Annotated in this window: 22 protein-coding genes; 9 read left to right on the plus strand and 13 right to left on the minus strand. The window is 69.7% G+C overall.

Annotated elements, in window-relative coordinates; genetic code table 11:
- Positions 1–771: ATP-binding cassette domain-containing protein (locus E3O22_RS00665; RefSeq protein WP_134397064.1), on the plus strand; the 771-nt coding region annotated here is incomplete at its 5' end.
- Between the two features lie 220 nt (positions 772–991).
- Here the strand turns inward: E3O22_RS00665 and E3O22_RS00670 are convergent.
- Both E3O22_RS00670 and E3O22_RS00675 read right to left on the minus strand, forming a co-directional pair.
- Positions 992–1,456: a glycosyl hydrolase-related protein gene (locus tag E3O22_RS00670; protein WP_134395626.1), complete on the minus strand. Its 465-nt coding sequence runs from the start codon at positions 1,454–1,456 to the stop codon at positions 992–994.
- Positions 1,457–1,678: 222 nt separating this feature from the next.
- Entirely contained in the window at positions 1,679–3,532 is a 1,854-nt protein-coding gene (locus E3O22_RS00675) for a phosphoenolpyruvate carboxykinase (GTP) (RefSeq protein WP_134395627.1), read from the minus strand.
- 154 nt (positions 3,533–3,686) lie between these two features.
- Here E3O22_RS00675 and E3O22_RS00680 point away from each other — a divergent pair, with 154 nt between their 5' ends.
- Positions 3,687–5,129 carry a helix-turn-helix domain-containing protein gene (locus E3O22_RS00680; protein WP_134395628.1) on the plus strand — a complete coding sequence of 481 codons (1,443 nt, stop codon included), beginning with the start codon at positions 3,687–3,689 and terminating at the stop codon, positions 5,127–5,129.
- 82 nt (positions 5,130–5,211) lie between these two features.
- Here the strand turns inward: E3O22_RS00680 and E3O22_RS00685 are convergent, their stop codons facing one another.
- The 7 genes from E3O22_RS00685 to E3O22_RS00715 all read right to left on the minus strand — a co-directional run bounded on the left by E3O22_RS00685 (position 5,212) and on the right by E3O22_RS00715 (position 13,401).
- A complete protein-coding gene (locus E3O22_RS00685; protein ID WP_134395629.1) occupies positions 5,212–6,342 on the minus strand; it encodes an ABC transporter ATP-binding protein in 1,131 nt (376 codons plus the stop codon).
- Positions 6,339–7,982, minus strand: a complete 1,644-nt coding sequence (locus E3O22_RS00690; protein WP_370448435.1) for an ABC transporter permease — start codon at positions 7,980–7,982, stop codon at positions 6,339–6,341. Before E3O22_RS00690 ends, E3O22_RS00685 begins: the two co-directional genes overlap by 4 nt.
- A gap of 10 nt (positions 7,983–7,992) precedes the next feature.
- The gene (locus E3O22_RS00695; RefSeq protein WP_134395630.1) at positions 7,993–9,042 is read right to left on the minus strand and encodes an iron ABC transporter substrate-binding protein; all 1,050 of its coding nucleotides are present in this window, start codon (positions 9,040–9,042) and stop codon (positions 7,993–7,995) included.
- 112 nt (positions 9,043–9,154) lie between these two features.
- On the minus strand, positions 9,155–9,994 hold the full coding sequence (locus E3O22_RS00700; RefSeq protein ID WP_134395631.1) for an SDR family NAD(P)-dependent oxidoreductase: 840 nt from the start codon (positions 9,992–9,994) through the stop codon (positions 9,155–9,157).
- A gap of 1 nt (position 9,995) precedes the next feature.
- Positions 9,996–11,297 carry a thiolase family protein gene (locus E3O22_RS00705; RefSeq protein WP_134395632.1) on the minus strand — a complete coding sequence of 434 codons (1,302 nt, stop codon included), beginning with the start codon at positions 11,295–11,297 and terminating at the stop codon, positions 9,996–9,998.
- A gap of 267 nt (positions 11,298–11,564) precedes the next feature.
- Positions 11,565–12,362 (minus strand): RNA methyltransferase, encoded by a 798-nt coding sequence (locus E3O22_RS00710; protein WP_134395633.1) that lies wholly within the window; start codon positions 12,360–12,362, stop codon positions 11,565–11,567.
- Between the two features lie 322 nt (positions 12,363–12,684).
- The gene (locus E3O22_RS00715) at positions 12,685–13,401 is read right to left on the minus strand and encodes a hypothetical protein (protein ID WP_134395634.1); all 717 of its coding nucleotides are present in this window, start codon (positions 13,399–13,401) and stop codon (positions 12,685–12,687) included.
- A gap of 629 nt (positions 13,402–14,030) precedes the next feature.
- On the opposite strand from E3O22_RS00715, the gene E3O22_RS00720 reads away from it, so the two are divergent.
- The 7 genes from E3O22_RS00720 (at position 14,031) to hpaD (ending at position 22,467) form a co-directional block, all read left to right on the plus strand.
- A complete protein-coding gene (locus E3O22_RS00720) occupies positions 14,031–14,768 on the plus strand; it encodes an IclR family transcriptional regulator (protein WP_134395635.1) in 738 nt (245 codons plus the stop codon).
- A 214-nt stretch (positions 14,769–14,982) separates the two neighbouring features.
- On the plus strand, positions 14,983–16,338 hold the full coding sequence (locus E3O22_RS00725) for an MFS transporter (RefSeq protein ID WP_134395636.1): 1,356 nt from the start codon (positions 14,983–14,985) through the stop codon (positions 16,336–16,338).
- Positions 16,339–16,351: 13 nt separating this feature from the next.
- A complete protein-coding gene (locus tag E3O22_RS00730; protein ID WP_134395637.1) occupies positions 16,352–17,935 on the plus strand; it encodes a fumarylacetoacetate hydrolase family protein in 1,584 nt (527 codons plus the stop codon).
- Positions 17,932–18,681: a GntR family transcriptional regulator gene (locus E3O22_RS00735; RefSeq protein ID WP_134395638.1), complete on the plus strand. Its 750-nt coding sequence runs from the start codon at positions 17,932–17,934 to the stop codon at positions 18,679–18,681. The genes E3O22_RS00730 and E3O22_RS00735 overlap by 4 nt, the downstream gene beginning before the upstream one ends.
- A gap of 113 nt (positions 18,682–18,794) precedes the next feature.
- Positions 18,795–19,754, plus strand: a complete 960-nt coding sequence (gene dapA / locus E3O22_RS00740) for a 4-hydroxy-tetrahydrodipicolinate synthase (RefSeq protein ID WP_134395639.1) — start codon at positions 18,795–18,797, stop codon at positions 19,752–19,754.
- A 33-nt stretch (positions 19,755–19,787) separates the two neighbouring features.
- Complete coding sequence (gene hpaE, locus E3O22_RS00745) at positions 19,788–21,308, plus strand: 5-carboxymethyl-2-hydroxymuconate semialdehyde dehydrogenase (protein WP_134395701.1); 1,521 nt, start codon at positions 19,788–19,790, stop codon at positions 21,306–21,308.
- 82 nt (positions 21,309–21,390) lie between these two features.
- Positions 21,391–22,467, plus strand: a complete 1,077-nt coding sequence (hpaD, locus tag E3O22_RS00750) for a 3,4-dihydroxyphenylacetate 2,3-dioxygenase (RefSeq protein WP_134395640.1) — start codon at positions 21,391–21,393, stop codon at positions 22,465–22,467.
- A gap of 19 nt (positions 22,468–22,486) precedes the next feature.
- On the opposite strand, the gene E3O22_RS00755 is transcribed toward hpaD, so the two are convergent.
- The 4 genes from E3O22_RS00755 to E3O22_RS00770 are packed head-to-tail and all read right to left on the minus strand — an operon-like array spanning position 22,487 to position 25,547.
- Entirely contained in the window at positions 22,487–23,347 is an 861-nt protein-coding gene (locus E3O22_RS00755) for an anti-sigma factor domain-containing protein (protein WP_134395641.1), read from the minus strand.
- Positions 23,334–23,990, minus strand: coding sequence for an RNA polymerase sigma factor (locus tag E3O22_RS00760; RefSeq protein WP_241976459.1), 657 nt, complete (start codon positions 23,988–23,990; stop codon positions 23,334–23,336). The genes E3O22_RS00755 and E3O22_RS00760 overlap by 14 nt, the downstream gene beginning before the upstream one ends.
- Positions 23,991–24,019: 29 nt before the next feature.
- Positions 24,020–24,679, minus strand: a complete 660-nt coding sequence (locus tag E3O22_RS00765) for a class F sortase (RefSeq protein ID WP_134395642.1) — start codon at positions 24,677–24,679, stop codon at positions 24,020–24,022.
- 28 nt (positions 24,680–24,707) lie between these two features.
- Positions 24,708–25,547 carry a DUF4397 domain-containing protein gene (locus tag E3O22_RS00770; protein ID WP_134395643.1) on the minus strand — a complete coding sequence of 280 codons (840 nt, stop codon included), beginning with the start codon at positions 25,545–25,547 and terminating at the stop codon, positions 24,708–24,710.
- Positions 25,548–25,619 lie beyond the last annotated feature (72 nt).

The raw sequence follows: 25,619 nt of genomic DNA on the forward strand, positions 1-25,619 counted from the left end.
GCCGCCGCCGCGGCCGCGGCCGACCGTGCTGCCGAGCAGGCGACCGAACGGGCGACCGAGCGCAGCGACGCCGACGCCGCCGGCAAGCCCCGCCCGGTGCTCCGCGGCGTCTCCTTCGACGCCCCGCGCGGCAAGCGCACCGCCCTGGTCGGCCCGTCCGGTGCCGGCAAGAGCACCATCCTGGCCCTGATCGAGCGCTTCTACGACCCGACCGGAGGCGTTGTGCGCATGGGGGGACTGGACATCCGCACCCTCGACCGCACCGCGCTGCGCTCGCAGATCGGCTACGTCGAACAGGATGCCCCCGTGCTGGCCGGTTCGCTGAGGGACAACCTGACCCTGTCCACGCCCGACGCCACCGACGAGGAGTGCATCGCCGTGCTGCACGCCGTGAACCTCTCCGAGGTGCTCGAGCGCGACCCGGCCGGGCTGGGCGCGGCGGTCGGCGAGTCCGGCGTGATGCTCTCCGGCGGCGAACGCCAGCGGCTGGCGATCGCGCGCGCCCTGCTGGCCGCGCCGCCCATCCTGCTGCTGGACGAGTCCACCTCGAGTCTCGATGGCGTCAACGAGCAGAAGATGCGGGCCGCAATCGACGCGGTCGCCGTGGACCGTACCCTGATCGTGATCGCGCACCGCTTGTCGACCGTGGTCGACTCCGACCAGATCGTGGTGCTCGACCACGGCCAGGTCATCGGCACCGGCACGCACTCCGAACTGGTCGCCTCGACGCCGCTCTACCGCGAGCTCGCCAAGCACCAGCTGCTCGTTTAGCCTGGGCTGCCCGAACGAATTCGACGGAGATTTAGTCTAAACCGCCAGTTTTGGGCCTGAAACACCCGATCCAGCCAAAATCTCCGTCGAATTCGTTAGGCGCATGTGACCCTGTCAGCGCGCGGACGGCGGGTAGCAGGGAGGGAACCAGGGCGGGTACCAGGGCGGGTAGCAGGGCGGGAACCAGGGCGGGTAGCAGGGCGGCCGGGACCGCGGGCGGTCAGCGGCGTGCGAAGCGCAGGGTGACCTGCTGGAAGGGACGCAGCTCGAGCGTCAGCGCGGAGCCATCGGCGGCAAACGGAGCCCGCGGCGCGGCCAGGGGGCGTTCCAGCAGGTCGGTTTCGGTGACATCCGTCGCGGCGAAGTGACGGATGACCCGCGCCCGCACCCGCGACCCGTGCGCCTCGTAGAGCCGCACGATCAGATCCCCGCTGTGGTCCTCGGCCAGCTTGACCGCCTCGACCACGACGGCCGGGTGGTCGACCTCGATCAACGGATCCACGCGGGCCGCTCTCACCCCGGTCACCGAACAAAGCGGCAGGTTCAGCTGGCACCCCTCCGCGACCGCCTCGGGGATACCGGCGCCGGCCCGCAACGGCACGGGTGCCCGGTGCACCGCCGGGCGCAGCCGCTCCCGCACGAACCGGTCGATGCGTTTCTCCACGAGTGCGCCGTCGTCATGCATCGCAACCTGCGACTTCCCGCCGGGCACCGCCGCCCGACTGGCAGCATCGTACGACCGCCCCCGGCCCCACAGGCGCCCCACTGCAGGCGCTCGTGAACCAATTCGACGGAGATTTTCGGATCTGAAGCGGTTTACACACCCGAAACAGCCCCACGGGAGCAAAATCTCCGTCGAATTCGTCAGGCAACGGATGCCGCAGCGCACCAGCGGCGCCGAGCCCCGCTACGCGTTTCGGAGGTTGTAGCGCACGCTCGCGAGCTCGGAGAGCAGCGCCGGCGGCACCCGGTCACCGAACTTGGCGAAGTACTCCTCGGTGAGGTCGCACTCGGCCAGCCAGGAGGCCGGGTCGATCGCAAAGAGCTGCTCGACATCCGCGTCGGCCAGGTCCAGACCCTTCAGGTCGAGGCCACCCTGGACCGGAAGGTGTCCGATCGGGGTGTCCACGGCGTCCGCGAAGCCTTCGACGCGGCGCACGATCCACTCGATCACGCGGGAGTTCTCGCCGAAACCGGGCCAGAGGAAGCTTCCGTCCGCGCCCTTGCGGAACCAGTTCACCTGGAAGATCTCCGGCGCCTTGCCGCCGAGACCACGGCCGACCTTGAGCCAGTGCGCCCAGTAGTCCGCCATGTTGTAGCCGCAAAAGGGGAGCATCGCGAACGGGTCCCGGCGCAACTCGCCGACGGTGCCCTCGGCGGCCGCGGTCTTCTCCGAGGAGATGGTCGCGCCCATGAACACGCCGTGCTTCCAGCTGCGGGCCTGGGCCACCAGCGGCACGTTCGTCGCGCGGCGTCCGCCGAAGAGGATGGCGTCGATCGGCACGCCGCCGAAGGCCTCCCAGTCGTCGGCGATCGACGGGCACTGCGCCGCAGAGACCGTGAAGCGGGAGTTGGGGTGGGCGGCCGGGCGTCCGGAGGCGGGCGTCCAATCCTTGCCCTCCCAGTCGATCAGGTGGCTGGGAGTGGTCTCGGTCAGACCCTCCCACCACACGTCGCCGTCGTCGCGCAGCGCGACGTTCGTGAAGATCGTGTTGCCCCAGACGGTGGCCACGGCGGTCGGGTTGGTGACCTCGCCGGTTCCGGGGGCCACACCGAAGAAGCCGGCCTCCGGGTTGATCGCGTACAGCCTCCCGTCGGGCCCGGGGCGCAGCCAGGCGATGTCGTCGCCGATGGTCTCGACCTTCCACCCGGGGATGGTCGGGCGCAGCATCGACAGGTTCGTCTTGCCGCAGGCCGACGGGAACGCCGCGGCCAGGTGCGACACGCCGCCCTCCGGGGAGGTGACCTTGATCAGGAGCATGTGCTCGGCCAGCCAGCCCTCGTCGCGGGCCATGACGGATGCGATCCGCAGCGCGAACGACTTCTTCGAGAGCAGCGCGTTGCCGCCGTAGCCCGAGCCGAAGGACCACACCTCGCGGGTCTCCGGGAACTGCACGATGTACTTGGTGTCGTTGCACGGCCAGGAGACGTCCCCACGGCGGCGCCCCTCGGCGTCGACCAGCGGGTAGCCCACGCTGTGCACGGTGTGCACCCAGGGGGCTCCGGCCTCGATCATGTGCAGCACCTTCTGGCCCATGCGCGTCATGATGCCCATGTTCAGCACCACGTAGGGCGAGTCGGTGATCTCCACGCCGAGCTGGGAGATGGGGCCGCCAAGCGGGCCCATCGAGAACGGCACGATGTACATCGTGCGCCCGCGCATGCTGCCCGCGAAGACTCCCTGCAGCTCGCCCCGCATCGCGTCCGGGTCGGCCCAGTTGTTGGTGGGGCCGGCATCGCCTGGGTCGACCGAGCAGATGAAGGTGCGGTCCTCGACGCGCGCCACGTCCGACGGGCTCGTGCGGGCCAGGTAGCTGTTGGGGCGCCACTCCGGGTTCAGGTGGATGAGCTTGCCTTCGGCTACGAGCTGTTTCGCGAGCACATCGGCTTCGCGCAACGATCCGTCGCACCAGACGACGGCGTCGGGCTGGGTCAGCCGGGCAATTTCGTCCACCCAGGCCTGAAGGTTGGGGTCGGTGGTGCCGGCGACAAAGCGGGACTCGCCCCCGCCGGTCTCGACTCGGGAATTCGCGATCGTCATCTCCTGGCCTTTCGTGGTCAATCCGGCGTGAACCAGTGGTCTGCAGTCGTGGGGGGACGCAAATACGCCCTCCCTCTCCACAATGATCCACCGATGCCACCGGTGCCGGAAGTGCTCAGGTTAAGAACAGCGAATCTTTCGTTATCGTTAAGGAATGTCGACACGTGCCGCTGATCTGATCACCCTGGGACTCCGTGTCCGTCATTTCCGGGCCGAGCGCGGCTTCACGCTCGACCAGCTCGGCGAGCAGGTCGGCATGGCCGGGAGCCAGCTCTCCCTGATCGAGAACGGCCGCCGCTCCCCCAAGCTGTCGACGTTGCAGGACATCGCCACCGCCGTCGACGTGGAGCTCACCGACCTGCTCAAAAACGAAGCGCCGAACACGCGGGCCGCACTCGAGATCGAGCTGGAGCGCGCGCAGCGCAATCCGCTCTACGGCGCCCTCGGCCTGCCGCGGGTGAAGATGACCAAGGGCATGCCGATGGCGGCGCTCGAGTCCCTTCTCGGCCTGCACCGCGAACTCGCCCGCCGCGCCAGCGAGGCCATCGCCACGCCGGAAGAGGCCCGCCGCGCGAACACGGAACTGCGCGAACGGATGCGCGAACAAGATAATTTCATGCCCGACATCGAGCAGCTCGCCGAGGACCGAGTGCGGGCATCCGGGCATGTGTCGGGCGCCCTCACCCACCGGGAGGTCAGCGTGATGGCCGAGCAGCTCGGCTTCAACCTCATCTACGTCAATGACCTGCCCGGCTCGACCCGGTCGGTCACCGACCTGGTCAATCACCGCATCTACCTGCCGCCGGCGTCGATCCCCGGCGGTCACGGCTTGCGCTCGATGGCGCTGCAGGCCATGGGGCACCGGCTGCTCGGCCACGAGCGGCCGGGCAGCTACGCCGAGTTCCTCTGGCAGAGGCTGCAGATCAACTACTTCGCGGCCGCCTGCCTGATGCCACAGACGGCATCCGTCGCGTTCCTCTCCCACGCCAAGCGCGAACGCGAACTCTCGGTCGAGGACTTCCGCGACGCCTTCGGGGTGACCCATGAGGCCGCGGCGCTGCGACTGACGAACCTGGCCACCTCGCACCTGGAGATGCCGCTGCACTTCCTACGCGTCACCGGCGACGGCGCCCTGCAGAAAGGCTACGAGAACGACGACCTTCCCCTGCCGGCCGACGTGACCGGCTCGATCGAGGGCCAGTTCGTCTGCAAGCAGTGGAGCGCCCGAAGCGCCTTCACCCACACCAACCGCACCACCGAGTTCTACCAGTACACCGACACGCCGGCCGGCACCTTCTGGTGCGCCACCCAGACCGGGGCAACGGATGCCGGCGAGTTCTCGATCAGCGTCGGCGTGCCCTTCGTTCAGGCCAAGTGGTTCCGCGGCCGGGAGACCACGCAGCGGGCGGTGTCCCGCTGCCCGGACGAGTCCTGCTGTCGCCGCCCGGCCTCCGAGGTCTCCTCGCGCTGGGCCGGCAAGGCCTGGCCGAGCGCCCGGCTGCACGCGCACGTGCTGTCGCCGCTGCCCAGCGGTACCTTCCCCGGCGTCGACGACACCGAGGTCTACGAGTTCCTCGAGGCGCACGCCGCGGAGTAGTGGGGAACCTGGCGCTGAGCCTCTGACGGCACGGCGAGGGTCAGGGTCCGACGGGGCGGCACGGCGAGGGGCAGGGCGAAGGTCAGGGGCGGGCGGCGAACGCGGTGGCTGTGCCGCGGGCGGTGAGGCTGACCCGGCTGCCCACGACGGTGCCCATCGTGCCGTGCTGCCTTACGTGCACCAGCGTTCCGGGGCTCTGCGTTCCGAAACTCTGGGAAAAACCGGGCGCCGGGGCGCCCCCGGAGAACAGGCGCACCGCCAGCTGCACCTCGGGCCCGTAGAAATCGACCGCTTCGACCTGGCCGGTGCAGGAGGCGGCGGAGGCGCCATCCACCCCTCCGGACTCGCAATGCTCGACCATGATCTGCTCCGGGCGCAGCATGATGCAGGCGTCGCCGCGCAGGCTGGTGGGGGCGACGGCGACCGTGCCCAGCGCGCAGGCGGCGAAGCCGTCCGAGATGGTGGCCGGCAGCACGACCGCGTCGCCGAGGAACCGGGCCGTGAACAGGTCGACGGGGCGCCAGTAGACCTCACGCGGCGGCCCGACCTGGCAGAGGTTGCCGTCGCGGAGCACCGCGAGCTGGTGGGCGAAGCTCATCGCCTCCGCCTGGTCGTGGGTGACGAGCACCGTGGTGATGCCGGCGCGCTCCAGCGTTTCGGCGACGATGTCGCGGGTTGCCGCCCGCAGACCGGCATCGAGGGAGGAGAACGGTTCGTCGAGGAGCATCACCCGCGGCTGGCGGGCGAGGGCCCGTGCCAGGGCCACGCGCTGCTGCTGGCCGCCGGACAGCTCGTCCGGGCGGCGGGCGGCGAAGTCGGGCCTCAGCGACACCATCTCGAGCAACTCGCTCACGGCACGGGCGCGTTGCTTGCGCGTGCCGCCGCGGAGCGCCGGGCCGAGGCCGAACGCGATGTTCTGCCCCACGGTGAGGTGCGGGAACAGGGCGCCGTCCTGCGCGACGAAGCCGATCCCGCGCCGATGCGCGGCCACGGCCACTCCCGGGCCGGCCACAGTGCGGCCGAGCACGCTGATGGTGCCCGAGTCGGGCAGCTCGAAGCCGCTGATCAGGCGCAGCAGGGTGGTCTTGCCCGACCCGGACGAGCCGACCACGACCGTGCGGCTACCCTCCGGCACCGAGAGGGCGATGTCCTCGAGGATACGGGCGCTGCCGAAGCTCTTGTCGACCCCGGACAGTTCGATGGCGGCGGTCATGACACGCTCGTCAGCCGGGAGCGGGCGAACAGCAGGTAGGTGACCGGCAGGCTCAGCACGATCATCAGCAGGGCGTAGGGCGCGGCGCCGACATAGTTGATGTCGTTCACCTTCGACCAGAACTGGATCGCGAGGGTGCGGGTGCCGCTCGGGGCCAGCAGCAGCGTAGCGGTCAGCTCGGTGACGATGCCGAGGAACACGAGCGCCCCTGCGGCCAGGGCCGAGGGTGCGAAGAAGCGGGTGGTGACACTGAGGAACGCGGCGAACGGATGCTTGCCGAGCGACCGGGCCGCCTCCTCCAGTCCGACCGGAACCTGTGCGAGCCCGGCCCGGAGGTTCACCAGCGCGCGCGGCAGGAACATCAGCAGGTACGTCACGATCACCAGCACGGTGGTCTGGTAGAGCGGCTGCACGAAACGGATACTGATGGTCACCAACGCGAGGGCCGTGACGATTCCGGGGAGGGAGCTGGTGAGGTAGTTGACCGATTCGAGGCCGCGGGACAGCCGGCTCGGGTAGCGCACCGCGAGGAATGCGATCGGGAACGCGAGCACACAGGTGACCGTGGCGCCGACGAGGCCGTAGCCCACGGTCTGCAGCAGGGCCTGGACCAGCACGGCATCGGTCCACACGGCCAAGCCGCCCTGGTAGAGCCAGCGGATGACGCTCCAGAACGGGACTCCGATCGCGAGTGCGAACAGCCCGCCGAGGAACAGGTAGCCGACCGGCGTGAAGGCGCGGAGGGAGCGCCGCGGCGTGACCCGGGCCACACCCGAGCCGATGCGGGCGTACCGGGAGCGTCCGCGAGCACCGGACTCCCCGATCAACAGGAACAGGCACAGCAGCACGAGAACGCCGGCGAGGGCGTTGGCTGCGGGGCCGTTGAACGTGGACCGGTACTGCTCCACGATGGCGGTGGTGAAGGTGTCAAAGCGGATCATCGCGAACGCACCGTATTCGGAGAGCAGGTGCAGCCCCACCAGCAGGGCGCCGCCGAGGATCGGCAGCCGCAACTGCGGCAGGATGACGCGGAAGAAGACGCCCCAGGCACCGCTGCCGAGCGACTCGGCTGCCTCTTCGACCGTGGGGTCCAGCCGCCGGAGCGCGGCGACGCAGGGCAGGTAGACCAACGGGAAGTACGACAGGGTGGCGATCAGAACCCCGGACCAGAGCCCGTTCAAGGAGGGTACGGCGCTCACCCAGCCATAGCTGTTGACGAAGGCCGGCACCGCGAGCGGCGTCGCCAGGAGCACGGCGAACACCCGGTGGCCGCGCAGGGAGGTACGGCCGACCAGCCAGGCGGCGGCCACCCCGATCGCCGCGGTCAGCGGCACGGTGATCACGACCAGCCCGATCGTGTTCAGGAGCAGCTCGCCGACCCGCGGCCGGAACACGAGCGCCGAAAGGGTTGGCCAGCCGGTCAAGATACCGGTGACGATGACGTAGCCCAGCGGAAGAAGCCCGAGCACGGACACGGTGACGGCGGCCGCCACGATGAATGGTGAGGGTCGTTTGCCGACCCGGACGGCGGCATCCGTGCGCCCCGCTGGCCCCGTTGCGCCGGTTTCGGCGACGGCTCCGCGACCGGTGTCCGACGGGTCGGGCGCCGGTTTCGCGGTCGAGGGGGCTGCAGGTATCACCAGTTTCAGCCTAGAGGAAACCGGCCTCGGTCATCAGATCGGTGACCTTGGTGCTGTTGAGTTTGGACGGGTCGATGACGGGGGCGTCGAGTTCGCGGAGCGGCACCAGCGCGGGGTTCGCATCGACCGCGTCGGAGACGGGATATTCGAACGAGGTGCCGGTCTTCAGGATTTCCTGGCCTGACTTGCCGGTGATGAAAGCGAGGAACGCCTGAGCGGCCACGGGGTTCGCGCTGGTCTCGAGCACTCCGCCGCCGGAGACGCTGACGAACGCACCGGGATCCTGGTTCTTGAAGTAGTGCATCTGGGTGCTGGAGCTGTTCTCGCCCGTACCGGCCTGGTCTGCGAACCAGTAGTAGTGGTAGATCACGCCGCCGGGGATCTCACCCGCGTTGACGGCCTTCATCACGGTGCTGTTGCCTTTATAGACGACCGCGTTCTCCTTCATGGCCGCGAGCCAGTCGCTCGTTGCGGCTTCGCCCTTGAGCTCGAGGAGCGCACTGACGATGGCTTGGAAGTCGGCGCCGGAGGGCGACGCGGCCCAGCGGCCGGCCCAGGCCGGGTCGGCGAGGCCGAGCAGCGAGGCCGGCAGTTCGTCCGCGCTGATCATGCTCGGGTTGTAGGCGAACACGGTCGAGCGGGCGGCGATACCGGTCCAGGTGCCGGTGGACGGCTGGAACTGCTTGGGCACTTGGGCCAGCGTGGCGTCGTCGACCGGGGCGAACAGGCCGGCCTCGTCGACGAGGCTGATCGCGGGCGAGTTCTCGGTGAGGAACACGTCGGCCTTCGACGCGGTGCCTTCCTGCACGAGCTGGTTGCCGAGTTCCGAGTCGTCGCCGTTGCGGAGCGTGACGGTGACGCCGGTCTCCGCGGTGAATTCGTCGGCCCAGGCCTGGGTCAGTTCCTCGTGCTGGGCGTTGTAGACCGTGATCGAACCCGACGGGGTGGACGCGTCGGTCGCACCAGGAATGGATTCCTCGGGTGCGCTGCACCCGGTCACCCCGAGCAGGGCCACCGTTCCGATAGCGGTAAGCAGTGCCCATCGGCGTGTCAAGATCATCGTGTTGCGTCCCTACTGTTGTGCGGGCAGAACCCACAGTTCTTTTAGGTAAGCCTACCCTAAAGAGTCAGCGTCGTCGGGGCCGCAGGGGAATACACAGGCTCGGCCCCGGTCAGCGGGGCGGCATCCGGATGGCGCCGTCGAGCCGGATGGTGTCGCCGTTGAGCATCGGGTTCTCGACGATGTGCCGCACGAGCGCGGCGAACGCGGCCGGGTCGCCGAGCCGGGAAGGGTGTGGAACCTGCGCCGCGAGGGACTCGCGCACGTTCGCGGGGAGCCCCTGAAGCAGCGGGGTGTCGAAGATGCCGGGCGCGATCGCCACCACCCGGATCAACGACCGGGCGAACTCGCGGGCGAGCGGCAGGGTCATCGCGGCGACGCCGCCCTTCGAGGCGGCATAGGCCGCCTGGCCGATCTGCCCGTCGAAGGCTGCGACGGATGCCGTGTTCACGATCACACCGCGCTCCGGGACGGTGGCGGCCGTCTGGTCGATCGTGCCGGGGGCGCCGTCCGTGCCGCTGGTCCCGGGGGCTCCGTCCGTGCCGCCGACCGGGTCGGTAGCCTGCATGGCGGCCGCGGCCAGCCGGATCACGTTATACGTGCCGACGAGGTTGATGCGAATGACCCGGTCGAAGTCGTCCAGCGGCAGCGGGGCCCCGGTGCGGTCGACGGTGCGCCGGCCGGGGGCGATGCCGGCGCAGTTGACCACGATGCGCAGCGGGGCGATCGCAGCGGCGGCATCGACGGCGGCCTGCACGTCCTCGGTGCGGGTGACGTCACCCGGCACGAAACACGCCCGTCCGCCGATCACGACCGCCGCCTGCTCCCCATTGGTGCCGGGCAGGTCGAGCAGCACGACCGCTGCCCCAGCGTGGGCCAGGGCGGTGGCGGTGGCCAGCCCGAGGCCGGAGGCGGCTCCGGTGACGAGGGCGGAGCATCCGTCGACGCGCATCTCAGAGCCGTTCGATGATGGTGGCGTTGGCCATGCCGCCGCCCTCGCACATGGTCTGCAGGCCCCAGCGGCCGCCGGTCAGTTCGAGGTGGTTGAGCAGGGTGCCGAGGAGCCGCGTGCCCGAGGAGCCGAGCGCGTGGCCGAGAGCGATGGCCCCGCCACGCGGATTGAGCAGGGCCGGGTCGGCGCCGAGTTCGCGCAGCCAGACCAGCGGCACGGTGGCGAACGCCTCGTTGACCTCGTAGGCGTCGAGGTCGTCGATGCTGAGACCGGAACGCTCCAGGATGCGCCGGGTCGCCGGGATCACGCCCGTGAGCATCAAGAGCGGGTCGCTTCCGGTCACCGCGAAGCTGTGGAACCGGGCGCGCGGGTTGAGGCCGAGCTGGGCGGCGCGCTTGGCGCTCATGATCAAAGCCGCGGAGGCGCCGTCGGTGAGCGGCGACGAGTTGCCGGCGGTGATGTGCCAGTCGAGTTTCGGGAAGCGGGCGGCGAGGGCGTCGGTGCGGAACGCCGGCGGCAGGGCGGCCAGGGAGTCGAGGGTGGTGCCGGGGCGGATGGTCTCGTCGGCGGCCACGACCCGGCCGTCCCGCAGAGTCGTCGGCCGCAGTTCGCCGTCGAAATCGCCGCGTTCGGCGGCGGCCGCGGCGAGGCGGTGCGAGCGGGCGGCGAAGGCATCCAGTTCGCCGCGGCCCAGTTTCCACTTCTGGTTCATCAGCTCGGCCGAGACGCCCTGGTTGACGAGCCCTTCGGGGTAGCGGTCGCGCATCAGCGTGCCGTGCGGATTCGGGATCTGTCCGCTCTGCTGGTTCTGGTGGCTCTGCCCGCCCTGCTGGTTCTGCGGGCTCTGCCCGCCTTGCTGGTTCTGCGGGCTCTGCCCGCCTTGCTGGTTCTGCGGGCTCTGGGCCGTGCCGAGCGACGAGCCCAGCGGCACGCGGCTCATCGATTCCACGCCGCAGGCGATGACGATGTCGTAGCTGCCGGCCCTCACGCCCTGCGCGGCGAACGTGGCCGCCTGCTGGCTGGATCCGCACTGCCGGTCGATGGTCGCGCCGGGCACGGAGTCGGGAAAGCCCGCGCTGAGCAGGGCGGTGCGGGTCACGTTGTAGCCCTGCTCGCCGACCTGGCTGACGCAGCCGCCGATCACGTCCTCGACGAGCGCGGGATCGAGCCCGTTGCGGGTGACCAGTTCGCTCAGCACCCCGGCCAGCAGGTCCGCGGGGTGAACGCCCGAGAGGGCGCCGCCCGGTTTGCCTCGACCTGACGCGGTGCGCACGACATCGACAATGACAGCCTCGTTGCTCATGACCTCAGCCTAGGCTTCCCGTGCCGCCGCGGCGCGGAGCGAGGAGCGCGTGTGGGCTGCGGGCCGCGGGTGGGGCTAACTCAGGAGATCCGGTGGGGAATCTATCGGCCGGCGGATCCCGCCGCACTGGTCCGGGGGCTCACAGAACGCGGCCGACGTATCTCCTGAGTTGGCCACAAACCCGGCAGGACAGGGGCGTGCGGGTGGGACGCGCGGGTTCGGGTGTAGCGGGTGGGACGCGCGGGTTCGGGTGTAGCAGGCGGGACGTCAGCCCGAGAGCGCCCACATCGCGACGGCGCTGGCGGCGGCCACGTTGAGGGAGTCAATGCCGTGCTTCATCGGGATCTGCACCACGGTGTCGGAGGCCGCCAATGCGTCCGGGGTGAGCCCCTCACCCTCCGCGCCGAGCAGCAGTGCCAGCCGTTCGTGCTCGTGCCCGGGGAAGTCGCGCAGGCTCACGGCATCCGTTGTCAGGGCGAGCGCGGCGAGGTGGAAACCGTGCCGGGTGAGCAGCGCGCGGGTACTCGGCCAGTCGCCGACGCGGGTCCAGGGCACCTGCAGCACTGTGCCCATCGAGACGCGGATGGCGCGACGGTAGAAGGGGTCGGAGCAGCGCGGTGTGACCAGGATCGCGTCGGCGCCGATGGCCCCGGCGGAGCGGAAGATCGCGCCGACGTTCGTGGGGTCGGACACATTCTCGAGGATCACGATGCGGCGGGCGCCGGCGAGTAGCGACTCCGGGTCGGGCAGCTCGGGCCGGTGCATCGAGGCGATCACGCCGCGGTGCAGCACGTAGCCGGTGAGCTCGGCGAGAAGCGCCCCCGGGCCGACGAAGACGGGCACGTCCTCGCCGACGAGGGCGCGGGCCTCCGGGGCGGTGTTGCCGAGTGTGAGCACCGACCGGGGCCGGTGTCCGGCGCGCAGCGCACGCTCGAGAACCAATGCCGATTCGGCTATATACAGGCCGTTTTCGGTGCCGCGCGCCTTCTTCAGGGCCACATCGGTGAGGTGGGCGTAGTCCACGAGCCGCGGATCGCTGAGGTCGCTGATCTCGATGACGGGCATTCGATCAGTCTAATCGCGGGGCGGTGGCGGGTGCGGGCGTGGGCGGCTGGTTGCGAGGGCGGGCGGTCGGATGCGGGTGGCGAGTGGCCGGCGTGCCGCTCTGGGGCTAACTCAGGAGATCCGGGCGGCGGACGGTAGCCGGCACCCGGAACAGTGCGGCGATCTACGGATGCCGCAGCTCATCTCCTGAGTTAGCCGCACCGCTCGACGTGTCGGCACGGTCGAGGATGCCGGTCGGGACGGTACGGTCCTGTCGGCCCGGTCGTGTGGTGGTGAGATCATGGCTGCGGCTTCCTCCCGGCCAGGTGGCGCCCGGCATCCGTCAGTAACCGGTCAGCGTCAGGAACATCCCCGCGGCCATCAACGTCATCGCCAGCGCCATACTCAGGTGCTGGGCCGACTCCAGTCGGAGCGTGGCCGGCTCGATCCCCGACCCGGCCGGGCGGCGCGTCGACCGCACGGCGCTGGCCGCAAGGGCAACGGATGCCGCAGCCAGCAGCACCACAAGCCCGGCCGGCAGCATTCCGCCGTCGGTGATCGCCCGCCCGTGCCCGGCATGGGCGCCGTTTCCCACAGCGGGCCCGGTGGCAGCGGGCCCGGTGGCAGCGGGCGCAGCGGCAGCAGGCGCAGCGGCAGCGGTGGCACTGGCCGGAGCACTGGTTCCGGCGCCAGCGCCGGCCACCGCGACCGTGCCGACCGAGCCGACCGAAGCCTCAGTCGACGCCGCCGGCAGCATCGCGACCCACATCACGGACATCAGCAGCAGCGATACGGCGTGATGCGCGGCGGGCATGCGGTGACGCCGGTCCAGCAGAGCCAGCAGCGCCACCCCGACCAGAAGCCCCGCCCAGGCCAAGGAGCCGAGCAGCTGCACGCCCGGCAGAACCATGTCGGCGCACGAGACGGTCATGACGACCATGGCGGGAGCCGCGACCAGGGTGCGGCCCGGCATCCGGAGCCCGGCGAGCGCGCACGCCGCACCCAGGCCGGACGCCGCGACGGCGGCGACCAGGCACACGGACACCCAGATCGCGGTCATTTCGGATCACGATAGGCCGGTCTCCCCCGCGGGTCTTGCCGGTCAGCGCACGGATGCGCGGCGGCAGCGCACGGATGCGCGCACCGTGGCGAGAGCGCTCCGTGTGGCTAACTCAGGAGATTCACCGCGGCGAAACCACCATCCCCCACCTGTGGCGCACGGGTTCGCACTGGCCCGGGCCGAATCGACCGCACCGATCCCAGAACTCCTGAGTTAGCCGCCGCGAACCCGGCATAAGTTCTGCACTCTGGCGGGTCGCCGGCCCGGGCCGCCGAAAGACCCGAACGGGGGCTCGACACGGCCCCCCACAATTTGCGGGAGTAATACACGAGGAGGATTCGGACCCGAGGACCGGGAACCCGCGAACGCGGGCACGCCGACATGGTGGTGTGGCCAACTCAGGAGACGCGCCGCAGCACCCCCCCTGACTCCCCGCACTGGTCCGGGCGACGGATGCCACGCGGCACCCGAATCTCCTGAGTTGGCCACACACACACACACNCACACACACACACACACGCACGCGCACGCGCACACACTCCGAGTGCATAGCTCCTGCGGCGACCGGGGGCCACGAACCACGAATGCGAGAATGGCACCGTGTCGACGTCAATGAGCGGGGTAACGGGATGAGCGAGCAGAGCAAGCCCAGCGGGCCGAGTGCCAACGGCCCGAACGGAGCGCCGCATTCGCAGACCCTGTCGCGCGGCATCCGCGTGCTCGAGATTCTCGCCGACGCCGACGAGGCCCTGACCATTGCCGACGTGGCCGCCGCCCTCGGCGTGCACCGCTCGATCGCCTACCGAATATTGCGCACCTTGGAGGACCATGGGGTCGTGATCCGGGATGCCGCGGGCGCCGTACGCCTCGGCCCACGGATGGCCGCGCTCGCCCGCGGTGTCTCCCGCGGTCTGCAGGCCGCGGCGCTGCCCGAGCTGACCAGCGTCGCGAACGAGTTGGGGATGACAGCCTTCGTGACCGTGCTGGACCGGGCGGAGGTCGTCACCCTGGTCAGCGTGGAACCGCGGCAGGCGCACGCCACCGTCGCGCAGCGCCCCGGCACGCGGCATCCGCTCGGCCGGGGTGCCCCCGGGATTGCCATCCAGTCCCTGCTCACGGCGGCCCAGTGGGTGAACCTCAGCGAGAGCGCCCGCCGCGGCGAGGCCGCCGACGTGCGTGCACGCGGCTACGCCACCAGTCATGACGAGGTCCTTCCGGGGCTGGCCTCCGTGGCGGTGCCGCTGGTCGTGCCCGGTGAGGCACCGGCGGCTCTGGCGGTCGTCTACCTCGGCACCGGGCAGAGTGATGCCGAGATCGGCGCGCGACTCGTGACGGCCGCGGCCGTAATCGCGGCCGACCTGCGCTAATCGCCGGCGCACCGGGCCAGACGCGGGCGCCGCCGGCTCGGCGCACGGCGGCGTCCGGCCCGGCGCGCAGTGGCATCCGGACCACGAGACGGCGGCACCATCCAGGCTCCCCCGGACGACCCCGTTCCTACCCTGTAGATAATATACGATCTGTGATACCGTTTCGAGATCGCACGATTCCAGCACCACACAGGGAAATACAAAGGGGTATTCCATGGCATTGACGACCGACCGAACGAGCGCCGCGAAAGCGACCGCCGCGAAACGACACGAGGAACGCCGGGTCCTTGCCGGCACCATGGTGGGTACCACCATCGAGTGGTACGACTTCTTCATCTACGCGCAGGCCGCCGGCCTCGTGCTGGCCGGGCTGTACTTCGCCCCGCTCGCCAACGACAACGCCGGTCTGGCGCAGCTCGTGGCCTGGGCCTCCCTCGGCATCAGCTTCCTCTTCCGCCCACTGGGCGCAATCGTGGCCGGCCACCTCGGTGACCGCCTCGGCCGCAAGGCCATGCTCGTGCTGACCCTCGTCATCATGGGCGCGGCCACGGCACTGATCGGCCTCCTGCCGACCTTCGAGCAGATCGGCGTCTGGGCGCCGATCCTGCTGATCGTGCTGCGCATCCTGCAGGGCTTCTCGGCCGGCGGGGAATGGGGCGGTGCCGCCCTGATGTCCGTCGAGCACGCCCCGGTCAACAAGCGCGGGTTCTTCGGCGCATACCCGCAGATCGGCGTGCCGACCGGGCTCATCCTCGCCACCGGCGTCATGCTCCTGGTGACCAGCACGATGAGCGAGGAGGCCTTCCTCGCCTGGGGCTGGCGCATCCCGTTCCTCGTCTCGGTGCTGCTTATCGTGGTCGGCTTCATCATTCGCCGCTCGGTCGACGAGAGCCCCGTCTTCAAAGAGATGCAGGATCGCAAGAAGGAATCGGCCGCCCCGCTCCGCCAGCTCTTCCGCGGCCACTGGCGCCAGGTCGTCCTGACCGCCCTGATCTTCATCGCCAACAACGCCGCCGGCTACCTGTTGATCGCGTTCTTCTCCTCCTACGCCACCAAACCGGTCGAGGCCGGCGGCCTGGGCATGGAACGCTCCCCCGTACTGCTGGCCAGCACCATCGCCGCCGTGTTCTGGCTCGCGTCGACGATGATCGGCGGCATCCTGTCCGACAAGATCGGGCGCATCCGCACGTTCCAGTTCGGCTACGCCTGGCTGTTCCTCTGGGCCGTCCCGATGTTCCTGCTGATCGACACCGGAGAGATCCTCTGGTTCACGGTGGCGCTCGTCGTGCTGGCCAGCGGGCTCGGCTTCTCGTACGGCCCACAGGCGGCGCTCTACGCGGAGATGTTCCCGGCTCAGGTACGCTACTCGGGCGTGTCCATCGGCTACGCCATGGGTGCCATCCTCGGTGGGGCGTTCGCCCCCCTGATCGCGCAGCTGCTGCTGGACGAGACCGCCTGGTCACCGTCGATCGGCATCTACATCATGGTGCTGGCCACGATCTCCTTCGTCGCGGTCTCCGTGGTGAAGGAAACCCGTGGAGTCCCGCTCGGCATTTCCCAGCACGACTAGAAAGCCGCAAAACATGCCGAACTCGACCTCCGTGGGCGCCTCCGACGTCAGCGCAAGCAGCAGAGCAGACGTCAGCGCAAGCAGCAGCGCGGGGAGCAGCGTCACCGCCACCACCGATCTCGCCCCACCGGGCAAGATCATTGCAGTGCACCTCAACTACCCGAGCCGGGCCGCCCAGCGCGGCCGCACGCCGGAGCAGCCGTCGTACTTCCTCAAGCCGGCGTCGTCGCAGAGTTCCAGCGGCACGCCGGTGGAACGGCCCGACGGATGCGAGCTGCTGGTGTTCGAGGGCGAGATCGCGCTGGTGATCGGGCGCCGCACCCGCGGCGTCTCGCCCGAGGAGGGCTGGGCGGCGGTTTCGCACGTGACCTGCGCCAACGACTTCGGCGTGTACGACCTGCGCTACGCCGACAAGGGCTCGAACCTGCGCTCGAAGGGCGCCGACGGCTTCACCCCCGTCGGGCCGACGCTGCTGCCGGCGGCCGGCCTCGACCCGGCAGCGCTGCGCATCCGCACCTGGGTCAACGGCACGCTCGTACAGGAGGACACGACCGCCGACCTGCTCTTCGGGTTCGGCCGGCTCGTCGCCGACCTCTCGCAGCTGCTCACGCTCGAGCCCGGCGACCTGATCCTCACCGGCACGCCGGCCGGATCGTCGGTCGTCGTGCCCGGCGACATCGTCGAGGTCGAGGTGGATGCCCCAGGCGCCCCGGGCGCACCCCGCACCGGCCGCCTCGTCAGCCCGATTCGGCAGGGCACGGTGCCGTTCGGCGCGTTCGGGGCCGGCCCGCGGGTCGACGATCTGCAGCGCACCGAGGCGTGGGGTTCGGCGGAGGCGGCCGGGCTCGCGCCGGCATCCGTCACCGCACCTACAGCGGAGCAGACGCCCCCGCCGTTCGCCCTCACCCCCGAGCTCACGGCCCGGATCAACAGTGTGGGCACCGCCACCCTCAGCGCCCAGTTGCGCAAGCGCGGGCTCAACTCAGTGTCGATCGACGGCCTCGGCTCGACCCGGCCGGGCGCCCGTCTCGTCGGCCGGGCCCGCACACTCCGGTACATTCCGGCGCGGGAGGACCTGTTCGAGGCGCACGGCGGCGGCTACAACGCCCAGAAGCGCGCCTTCGACTCGCTCGGGCCGGGCGACGTGCTCGTGATCGAGGCCCGCGGCGAGCGCGGCACGGGCACGGTCGGCGACATCCTCGCCCTGCGCGCCCAGATTCGGGGCGCGGCCGGCATCGTGACGGATGGCGGTGTGCGCGATCTGGCGGCCGTCACCGCCCTGGAGATCCCCACCTACCACGCCGGACCGCACCCTGCCGTGCTCGGACGCCGGCACGTGCCGTGGGACACGGACCTGACCGTGGCCTGCGGCGGGACATCCGTGCAGCCCGGCGACGTGATCGTCGGGGACGCCGACGGGCTGATCGTGATCCCGCCGCACCTGGTTGAGGAGGTGGTCGCCGCAGCCATCGTGCAGGAACGCGAGGAGACCTTCATCGCCGCGATGGTCTCGGCCGGGCACGGCGTCGACGGGCTCTACCCGATGAACGCCGAATGGAAGGCCCGGTATCGGGTCTGGCTGGAGGAGCAGGCATGACGGCCTCGGTCTCGGCTGGCTCGGCAGGCGTCGCAGCTGGCTCAGCTAGCTCGGCCGGCGTCCCGACTACCGGCGCGGAGGCGTCGCTGAGCAAGGCGCAGCTCGCCCACCGATGGATCCGGGCCCGCATCTCCGACGGCAGCTTCAGCCCGGGCTACCGCCTGGTGCTCGGGCAGATCGCCCGGGAGATCGGTGTCAGCACCGTGCCGGTGCGGGAGGCTATCCGTCTGCTGGAGGCGGAGGGTCTGGTCACGTTCGAGCGCAACGTCGGCGCCCAGGTGGCCATGCTCGACGTCACCGAGTACACCCACACGATGCAGACGCTGGCCCTCGTCGAGGGTTACGCCACCGCCCTGTCGGCGCCGCGACTCGACCCGGAAACGCTGCTGCGCGCCCGGGAGATCAACACGGAGATGGACGAGTGCCTGCACCACTTCGACCCGGTGCGTTTCACCAGCCTGAACCGCGAGTTCCACTCGGCCCTGTTCGAGGCCTGCAGCAATGCGCACATCCTCGACCTGGTGCAGCGGGGCTGGAGCCGGCTCGGCACCCTGCGCGAATCCACGTTCAGCTTCGTGCCCGGCCGGGCGCACGAGTCCGTCGCCGAGCACACCGCGCTGCTCGACCTGATCGAGGACGGCGCCGATCCCCTGCAGATCGAACTTGCCGCGCGCGACCACCGACTCGGCACCCTGAACGCCTTCCTCGCCCAGCAGCACGCCGCCCCCTCCGCCTCCGCCCCCTGACAGCCAATCCCGCAACTGTTCCCGTAACGGACGACTGTTGCCCGCACACCGGGAACACTCGTCCGATTCGGCAACAGTCGCGAACGCATCCGATGCCCTCGAAAGGAAGAACAATGAAGTTCCGCACCGACCCGAGTCAGATCACGGGCTCTATCGCGCCCCTGATGAGCCCGTTCACGGCCGACGGCGCCGTCGACCACGCCGGCCTCACCAACCTCGTGAACTGGCAGCTCGCCTCCGGCACGCACGGCATCTCACTCGGCGGCTCCACCGGCGAGCCGAGCTCGCAGACCATCGCCGAGCGCGCCAGCGCGATTTGCACCGTGGCCGCCGCGGTCGGCGACCGGGTGCCGTTCATGCCCGGCACCGGCTCGGCCAAGCTCGACGAGACCCTCGAGCTCACCGCCGCGGCCCGGGACGCCGGCGTCGACGCCGCCCTGATCATCACCCCCTACTACGCCCGCCCCACCCAGGAAGCCCTCTACGTCTGGTACAAGACCGTGGCAGAGGAGTTTCCGGACCTGCCGATCGTCGCCTACAACGTGCCCAGCCGCACAGCCGTGGACATCGCCCCGGAGACCATCGCCCGCCTCTACCGCGATTTCGACAACTTCGTCGGCGTCAAGGAGACCACCAAGGACTTCGAGCACTTCTCCCGGGTGCTGCAGCTCTGCGGCCCCGAACTGCTGGTCTGGAGCGGCATCGAACTGCTCTGCCTGCCCCTGCTGGCCCTCGGTGGCGTGGGATACATCAGCGCCACAAGCAACATCGCCCCGGTCGCGCACGTCGAGATGTACAACGCGTGGATGGCCGGCGACATCGAGACGGCCCGGCGCATCCACTACGGCCTGCACCCACTCGTCGACCTGCTTTTCGTCGAGACGAACCCGGCCCCGGGCAAATGGGTGCTCGAGCAGCGCGGCCTGATCGAGAGCGGCTTCGTGCGCCCGCCGCTGATCACGCCGACGGATGCGGGCATCGCCAAAATGCAGACGCTCCTGGCCGCCGGCGAGCAGTACCTCTCCCCCGTCGACGGCTTCACTGTCGCCGGCTTCACCCCGAAAGCAGCCTGAGCCATGACCGAGACCGCCATGACCGAGACCGCCATGACCGGCGCAACCACCACGAGAACCCGCGCGCAGCATGTGCCCGAGAACCTGCCGACCCGCATCCAGCACTACATCGGCGGCCGGTTCGTCGACAGTGTCTCCGGCGCGACCTTCAACGTGCTCGACCCGGTGTCGAACCAGACCTACGCCACCGCCGCGGCCGGCCAGAAGGAAGACGTGGACCTCGCCGTCGCCGCCGCGACCGACGCCTTCGTGACCGGGCCGTGGCCGAGGATGAAGCCGCGCGAACGCTCCCGCATCCTGAACAAGATCGCCGACGCCGTCGAGGCCCAGGATGCCCGCCTCGCCGAACTCGAGACGTTCGACACCGGCCTGCCGATCACCCAGGCTCTCGGCCAGGCCAAGCGGGCGGCCGAGAACTTCCGCTTCTTCGCCGACCTGATCGTGGCGCAGACCGACGACACCTACCAGGTGCCCGGCAGCCAGATCAACTACGTCTTCCGCAAACCGGTCGGCGTGGCCGGGCTGATCACCCCGTGGAACACCCCGTTCATGCTTGAGAGCTGGAAGCTCGCCCCCGCACTGGCCGCCGGCTGCACGGTCGTGCTCAAGCCGGCCGAGTTCACACCGCTGTCGGCGAGCCTGTGGGCGGAGATCTTCCGCTCCGCCGGGCTGCCCGACGGGGTCTTCAACCTGGTCAACGGGCTGGGTGAGGAGGCCGGGGACGCACTGGTCAAGCATCCGGATGTCCCGCTCATCTCGTTCACGGGCGAGACGACCACGGGTCAGACCATCTACCGCAACTGCGCCGCGAACCTCAAGGGCATGTCGATGGAGCTCGGCGGCAAGTCCCCCGCCGTGGTCTTCGCCGACGCCGACCTCGATGCCGCGCTCGACTCGACCCTGTTCGGGGTGTTCTCGCTCAACGGCGAGCGCTGCACCGCCAGCAGCCGCATCCTGGTGGAACGCCCGATCTATGACGACTTCTGCGCCCGCTATGCGGCCCGGGCACAGCACATCGTGGTCGGCGACCCGCACGACCCTGCCACCGAGGTCGGCGCGCTCGTGCACCCCGAGCATTACGCCAAGGTGATGAGCTACGTCGAGATCGGCAAGAGCGAGGGCCGCCTGCTCGCCGGCGGCGGCCGCCCCCAGAACCTGCCGGAGGGCAACTACGTGTCTCCGACCGTGTTCGCGGATGTCGCCCCGACGGCCCGCATCTTCCAGGAGGAGATCTTCGGACCGGTCGTGGCGATCACACCGTTCGACACCGACGAAGAGGCCCTCGAGCTGGCCAACGGCGTCAAGTATGGCCTGGCCGCATACATCTGGACCAGCAACCTCACCCGGGCGCACACCTTCGCGCAGTCGATCGAGGCGGGCATGGTCTGGCTCAACTCGCACAACGTTCGGGACCTGCGCACCCCGTTCGGCGGGGTCAAGGCCTCGGGCCTCGGCCACGAGGGCGGCTACCGCTCGATCGACTTCTACACCGAGCAGCAGGCCGTTCACGTTTCCCTCGGGCCTGTGCACACCGCCCGCTTCGGCGCCCACTGATCTCGGGTCCCGGGTCCCGGGTCCCGACACGCTCGACCACCGACACGCTCGACCACCGCGACATCTCAATGAGGAGGATTCCATGACCACCACCCCCATCCCCACGCCGACCGCGACCCCGCCGGACATCCTGCGCTGCGCCTACATGGACATCGTCGTCACCGACCTGGCCCGCTCGCGTGCATTCTACGTCGACGTGCTCGGCCTCGTCGTGACCGAGGAGAGCGACACCGAGATCTACCTGCGCAGCTTCGAGGAGTTCATCCACCACAACCTGGTGCTGCGCCAGGGCCCGGTCGCCGCGGTCGCCGCGATGGCCTTCCGGGTGCGCGCCCCCGAAGACGTGGGTTTGGCCGAGGCCTGGTATCAGGAGCTCGGCTGCCGCACCGAACGCCGCATCAACGGGTTCGTGAAGGGTGTCGGTGACTCCGTGCGCGTCGAGGACCCGCTCGGCTTCCCCTACGAGTTCTTCTACTCGGTCGACCACGTCGAACGCCTGGCCTGGCGCTACGACCTGCAGGGTCCCGGCGCCCTCGTGCGCCTGGACCACTTCAACCAGGTCACCCCCGACGTGGGCCTCGGCCGCGGCTACCTCGAGGACCTCGGCTTCCGCGTCACCGAAGACATCCAGGACGAAGACGGCGTCACCTACGCGGCCTGGATGCGCCGCAAGGACACCGTGCACGACACCGCCCTGACCGGCGGGGACGGCCCGCGGATGCACCACATCGCCTTCTCCACACACGAGAAGCACAACATCATCTACATCTGCGACAAGCTCGGCGCCCTGCGAATGTCGGACGTCATCGAGCGCGGCCCCGGCCGCCACGGCGTCTCGAACGCGTTCTACCTCTACCTGCGCGACCCCGACGGCCACCGGGTCGAGATCTACACCCAGGACTACTACACCGGCGACCCCGACAACCCCGTCGTCACCTGGGACGTGCACGACAACCAGCGCCGCGACTGGTGGGGCAACGCGGTCGTGCCGAGCTGGTACACGGATGCCTCCCTGGTGCTCGACCTGGACGGCAACCCCCAGCCGGTCATCGCCCGCACCGAGTCCAGCGAGATGGCCGTCACGGTCGGTGCCGACGGGTTCTCGTACACCCGCAAGAACGACGTGGAGCACGGCTTCAAGCTCGGCAATACGCTCTGACACTCACGTGCGGGTGGTGTCAGGCCGTGCGCAGTTCCCCGCGCAGGATCGAGTCGCCGGAGTGCTGCGGGTCGCCGTCGTCGGGTTCCGCGGAGACGTCGACCAACGGGTACTGCGACAGGTCGACGCCGTCGGGGATAGCGAAGCGCCCGGACTCACCGTCGAGCAGTCCGATGCTGATCAGCCCGGACGCATCCGCCTTGATCAGCCACACCTCGCGCAGATCGGTGTCGGTGCCCACCCCGGTGACGTCGAGCACGACCTCCCGGTGGCCGTCGGCCGTCTTCGCGACGTAGGCGCTGCCGGCGGCGTCCCAGCCGGGGTACGGGTCCAGCTGGGCCTCGGCGAGTAGCACCGGCGCGGGTTCCTGCTGCTGTGTGGACTGCCACCAGATGCCGCCGCCGAGGCCGCCGAGCAGCCCGGCGATGCCGGCGGCCACGGCCATCGGCACCCAGTTGCGGCGTCGTGGGAGGGGGCGCAGGGCGGAGCCGATGTCGGTGACCGTGGCGGACGGGGTCTCGACAGACTCGGCCACCGGTGCAGGGGTCTGGACAGGCTCGACCGCTGCAGGGGGCTGGTCCGCTGCAGGGGGCTGGTCCGCTGCAGGGGGCTGGTCCGCTGCCTCGTAGTCGCTGCGCCCGGGGGTGGCGGCCACGGCGTCGGACAGGCCGAGGGCGGCGTGGATGCCGGCCCAGACTCGATCGCCGGGCTCCACGAGTTGCACGCTGCGCGCGGACCGGCCGACATGGGCGGTGTTCTGCAGGGCGATGAGTTCCAGTGAGCACTCGGGGCATTCCGACAGGTGCTGGCGTTCGGGTTCGGTGAGGTCGAACTCCGTCATTGCAATGAGAGCAAGGTTTTCCCGGTCAATGTGTGTCATCGTTCGCCTCCAATCTGGTGCGCAGTCTCGAAAGACTTCGGCGGATGTGACTCTTAACGGTGCCGAGCGGCAATCCGAGGTTATCGGCGATTTGGGTGTGCGTGAGATCGTCGTAGAAGGCCAGCTGCATCACCTGCTGCGGAACGGGTCCGAGCCGGCGAAGTTCGTCGCTCATCAGCACACGATCCGCGATGTCGGCGGATTCGTCGGTCTGGCTGAGCGCGGTGTCAACGAGGACAGCCTCCTCGACCCGCCGCCGTCGTGAGCGGGCCTCGTGGGCATCCGCAACGGTGTGCCGGGTGATCCCGACGAGCCAGGACGGCAGAGGCGACCGCGACGCATCAAATCCGTCCCGCCCGCGCCAGGCGGCGATGAAGACCTTCTGGGTGACGTCTTCGGCTTCGCCGGGATCGCCGAGCGAACGAACGGCGATCGTGTAGACGAAGGATGACCAGCGGGCGTAGGCCTCGGCGAGCGCACGTTCGTCTCCCGCTCGAAACGCGAGAACGAGCTGGGCGTGGTCATCTTCGTCGGTGAGTGCCGTCACGTCGTATCGGTGTCCCCCGGTTGGTGAGCGCATCGGGAGGTCGTACATGTCAGACTCCGCCGGAGAGCAAGCCTCGACCACCGTGATGACCAGCATAGCCACCCCTCTGCGTCATGGTGCCTGGGTCATGCGATTGGACTCGCCGAGACGATTACGTTGGACAGATAGGTGCGGGCGTCGTAGTCGAATTCGCCGCCGCAGGTCACAAGGGTGAGCCGGTTGGGACCGGACCGGTCGAAGATCGAGTCCCAGGGCACATCCTGTTTGGCCACGGTTTGAACGGATTCCACGGAATAGCGGCGCTCCTGACCGTCGTCGGTGGTCACCACGATCTCGGTGCCCGCACGCGCCGAGGCGAGCTGGGCGAACGGTCCGATGTCGTAAATCAGGGAGTCGACGTGGGCGGCGATCACGGTCGCGCCGGTGGTGCTGGCCGGTGACGGTCCAAAGCGATACCAGGCGGCGAGCGAGGGGTCTTTTGGCAGCTCCATCGCCCCGTCGTCGTCCAGACCGACGGACTCGATTGCCATGTCGATTCCGAGGGAGTCGACTCGGATGGTCTGGGGCGGCCGGGCCTGCGGGGTCTGGTTCTGATCCAGCGAGGAACTGACGGTCGGCACGTCGACCTCGGCGACGGGCAGCGGGGCCGACGGCGTCGGAGTCGGCGCTGCGTTCGTCGGGGGAACGTAGGCCGTGGGCGATGATGTGCTCGGGGCGCTGCTGCAGCCCGTGAGCAGGGCGAGAGCCACAGCGAGCACTGTGAAATTGCCCGCTGTGGCTCTCATTGTGGATCTCCCTTTCTGACTGGAGTGACTAGCGGCGAGCCGCGGACAGGCGACGCACACCGACGACGGCGGCGGCGACCAGACCCATCAGCGCGGCGGCGAAGCCACCGACCATGAGCCCCGTGGAGTCGTCCGCCTGGTTGGTGGCGACGAGACCGGCCTCACCGGCGGGGATGCTGTCCGGGTTGGAGTGAAGCCCGTCGATGGTCTGAACGGCCAGGGCCAGGTTCTTGTCGGTCAGGCTGCCCCACGCGTAGACGATCGTGTTCGTGCCCTCTGCGACGTTGACGTCTGCCGGGCCGATCACCGGGTCAGTCGTTCCGGTAGCGGCGACGGCGGCCGAGATGGTGCCGGCCGGCAACGTGAGCACGGATTCCTTCGGGTTCACCAGGGCGGTGATCGCAACGGCTCCGTTGGCGAGAACATCGACCGCGGGGGCTGCTGCCACGTGGCGAACCGTCAGGCGGCCCTCTCCGGCGGCGAGCTGCGAGATGTCGTTGGTGAACAGTGACGCCGTGGGCTTGCCGGCCTCGTCGAGGTGCGCGGCGGCGGTGTAGTTCTTGCCGGCTTCGAGCGGGAGGTCGACCGGGCCGATGGCAGGTGCGCTGGCATCCGCTGCGTCCGACGCGGTGATGGCCACCTTGTAGGTGCCGGGTGCGAGGTCGAGTGGACCGGCGAGGTCGCCGGGCTTGAAGTCGTCCAGGGTTAGCTTGTCGTTCACGTAGACGTCGACGGTGAGGCCGGGAACTCCGTGGAACACGGACAGCTTCGCGACGTCTTCGGCTGCCTGTGCCGGAGCGAGGCCGCCGAGGGCGACGAGAGCACCGAGAGCGCTGGCCGTCATTCCGATCTTGAGGGACTTGTGCATCGTTTCCTCCTGCGTAATGGGTCTGTGAGTGGGTCACTCTGAAGAGATTCTTGAAACCTCTCTAACCCCTAC

The organism is Cryobacterium sp. TMT2-18-2 (assembly GCF_004402245.1).
Taxonomy (GTDB): Bacteria; Actinomycetota; Actinomycetes; order Actinomycetales; family Microbacteriaceae; genus Cryobacterium; species Cryobacterium sandaracinum.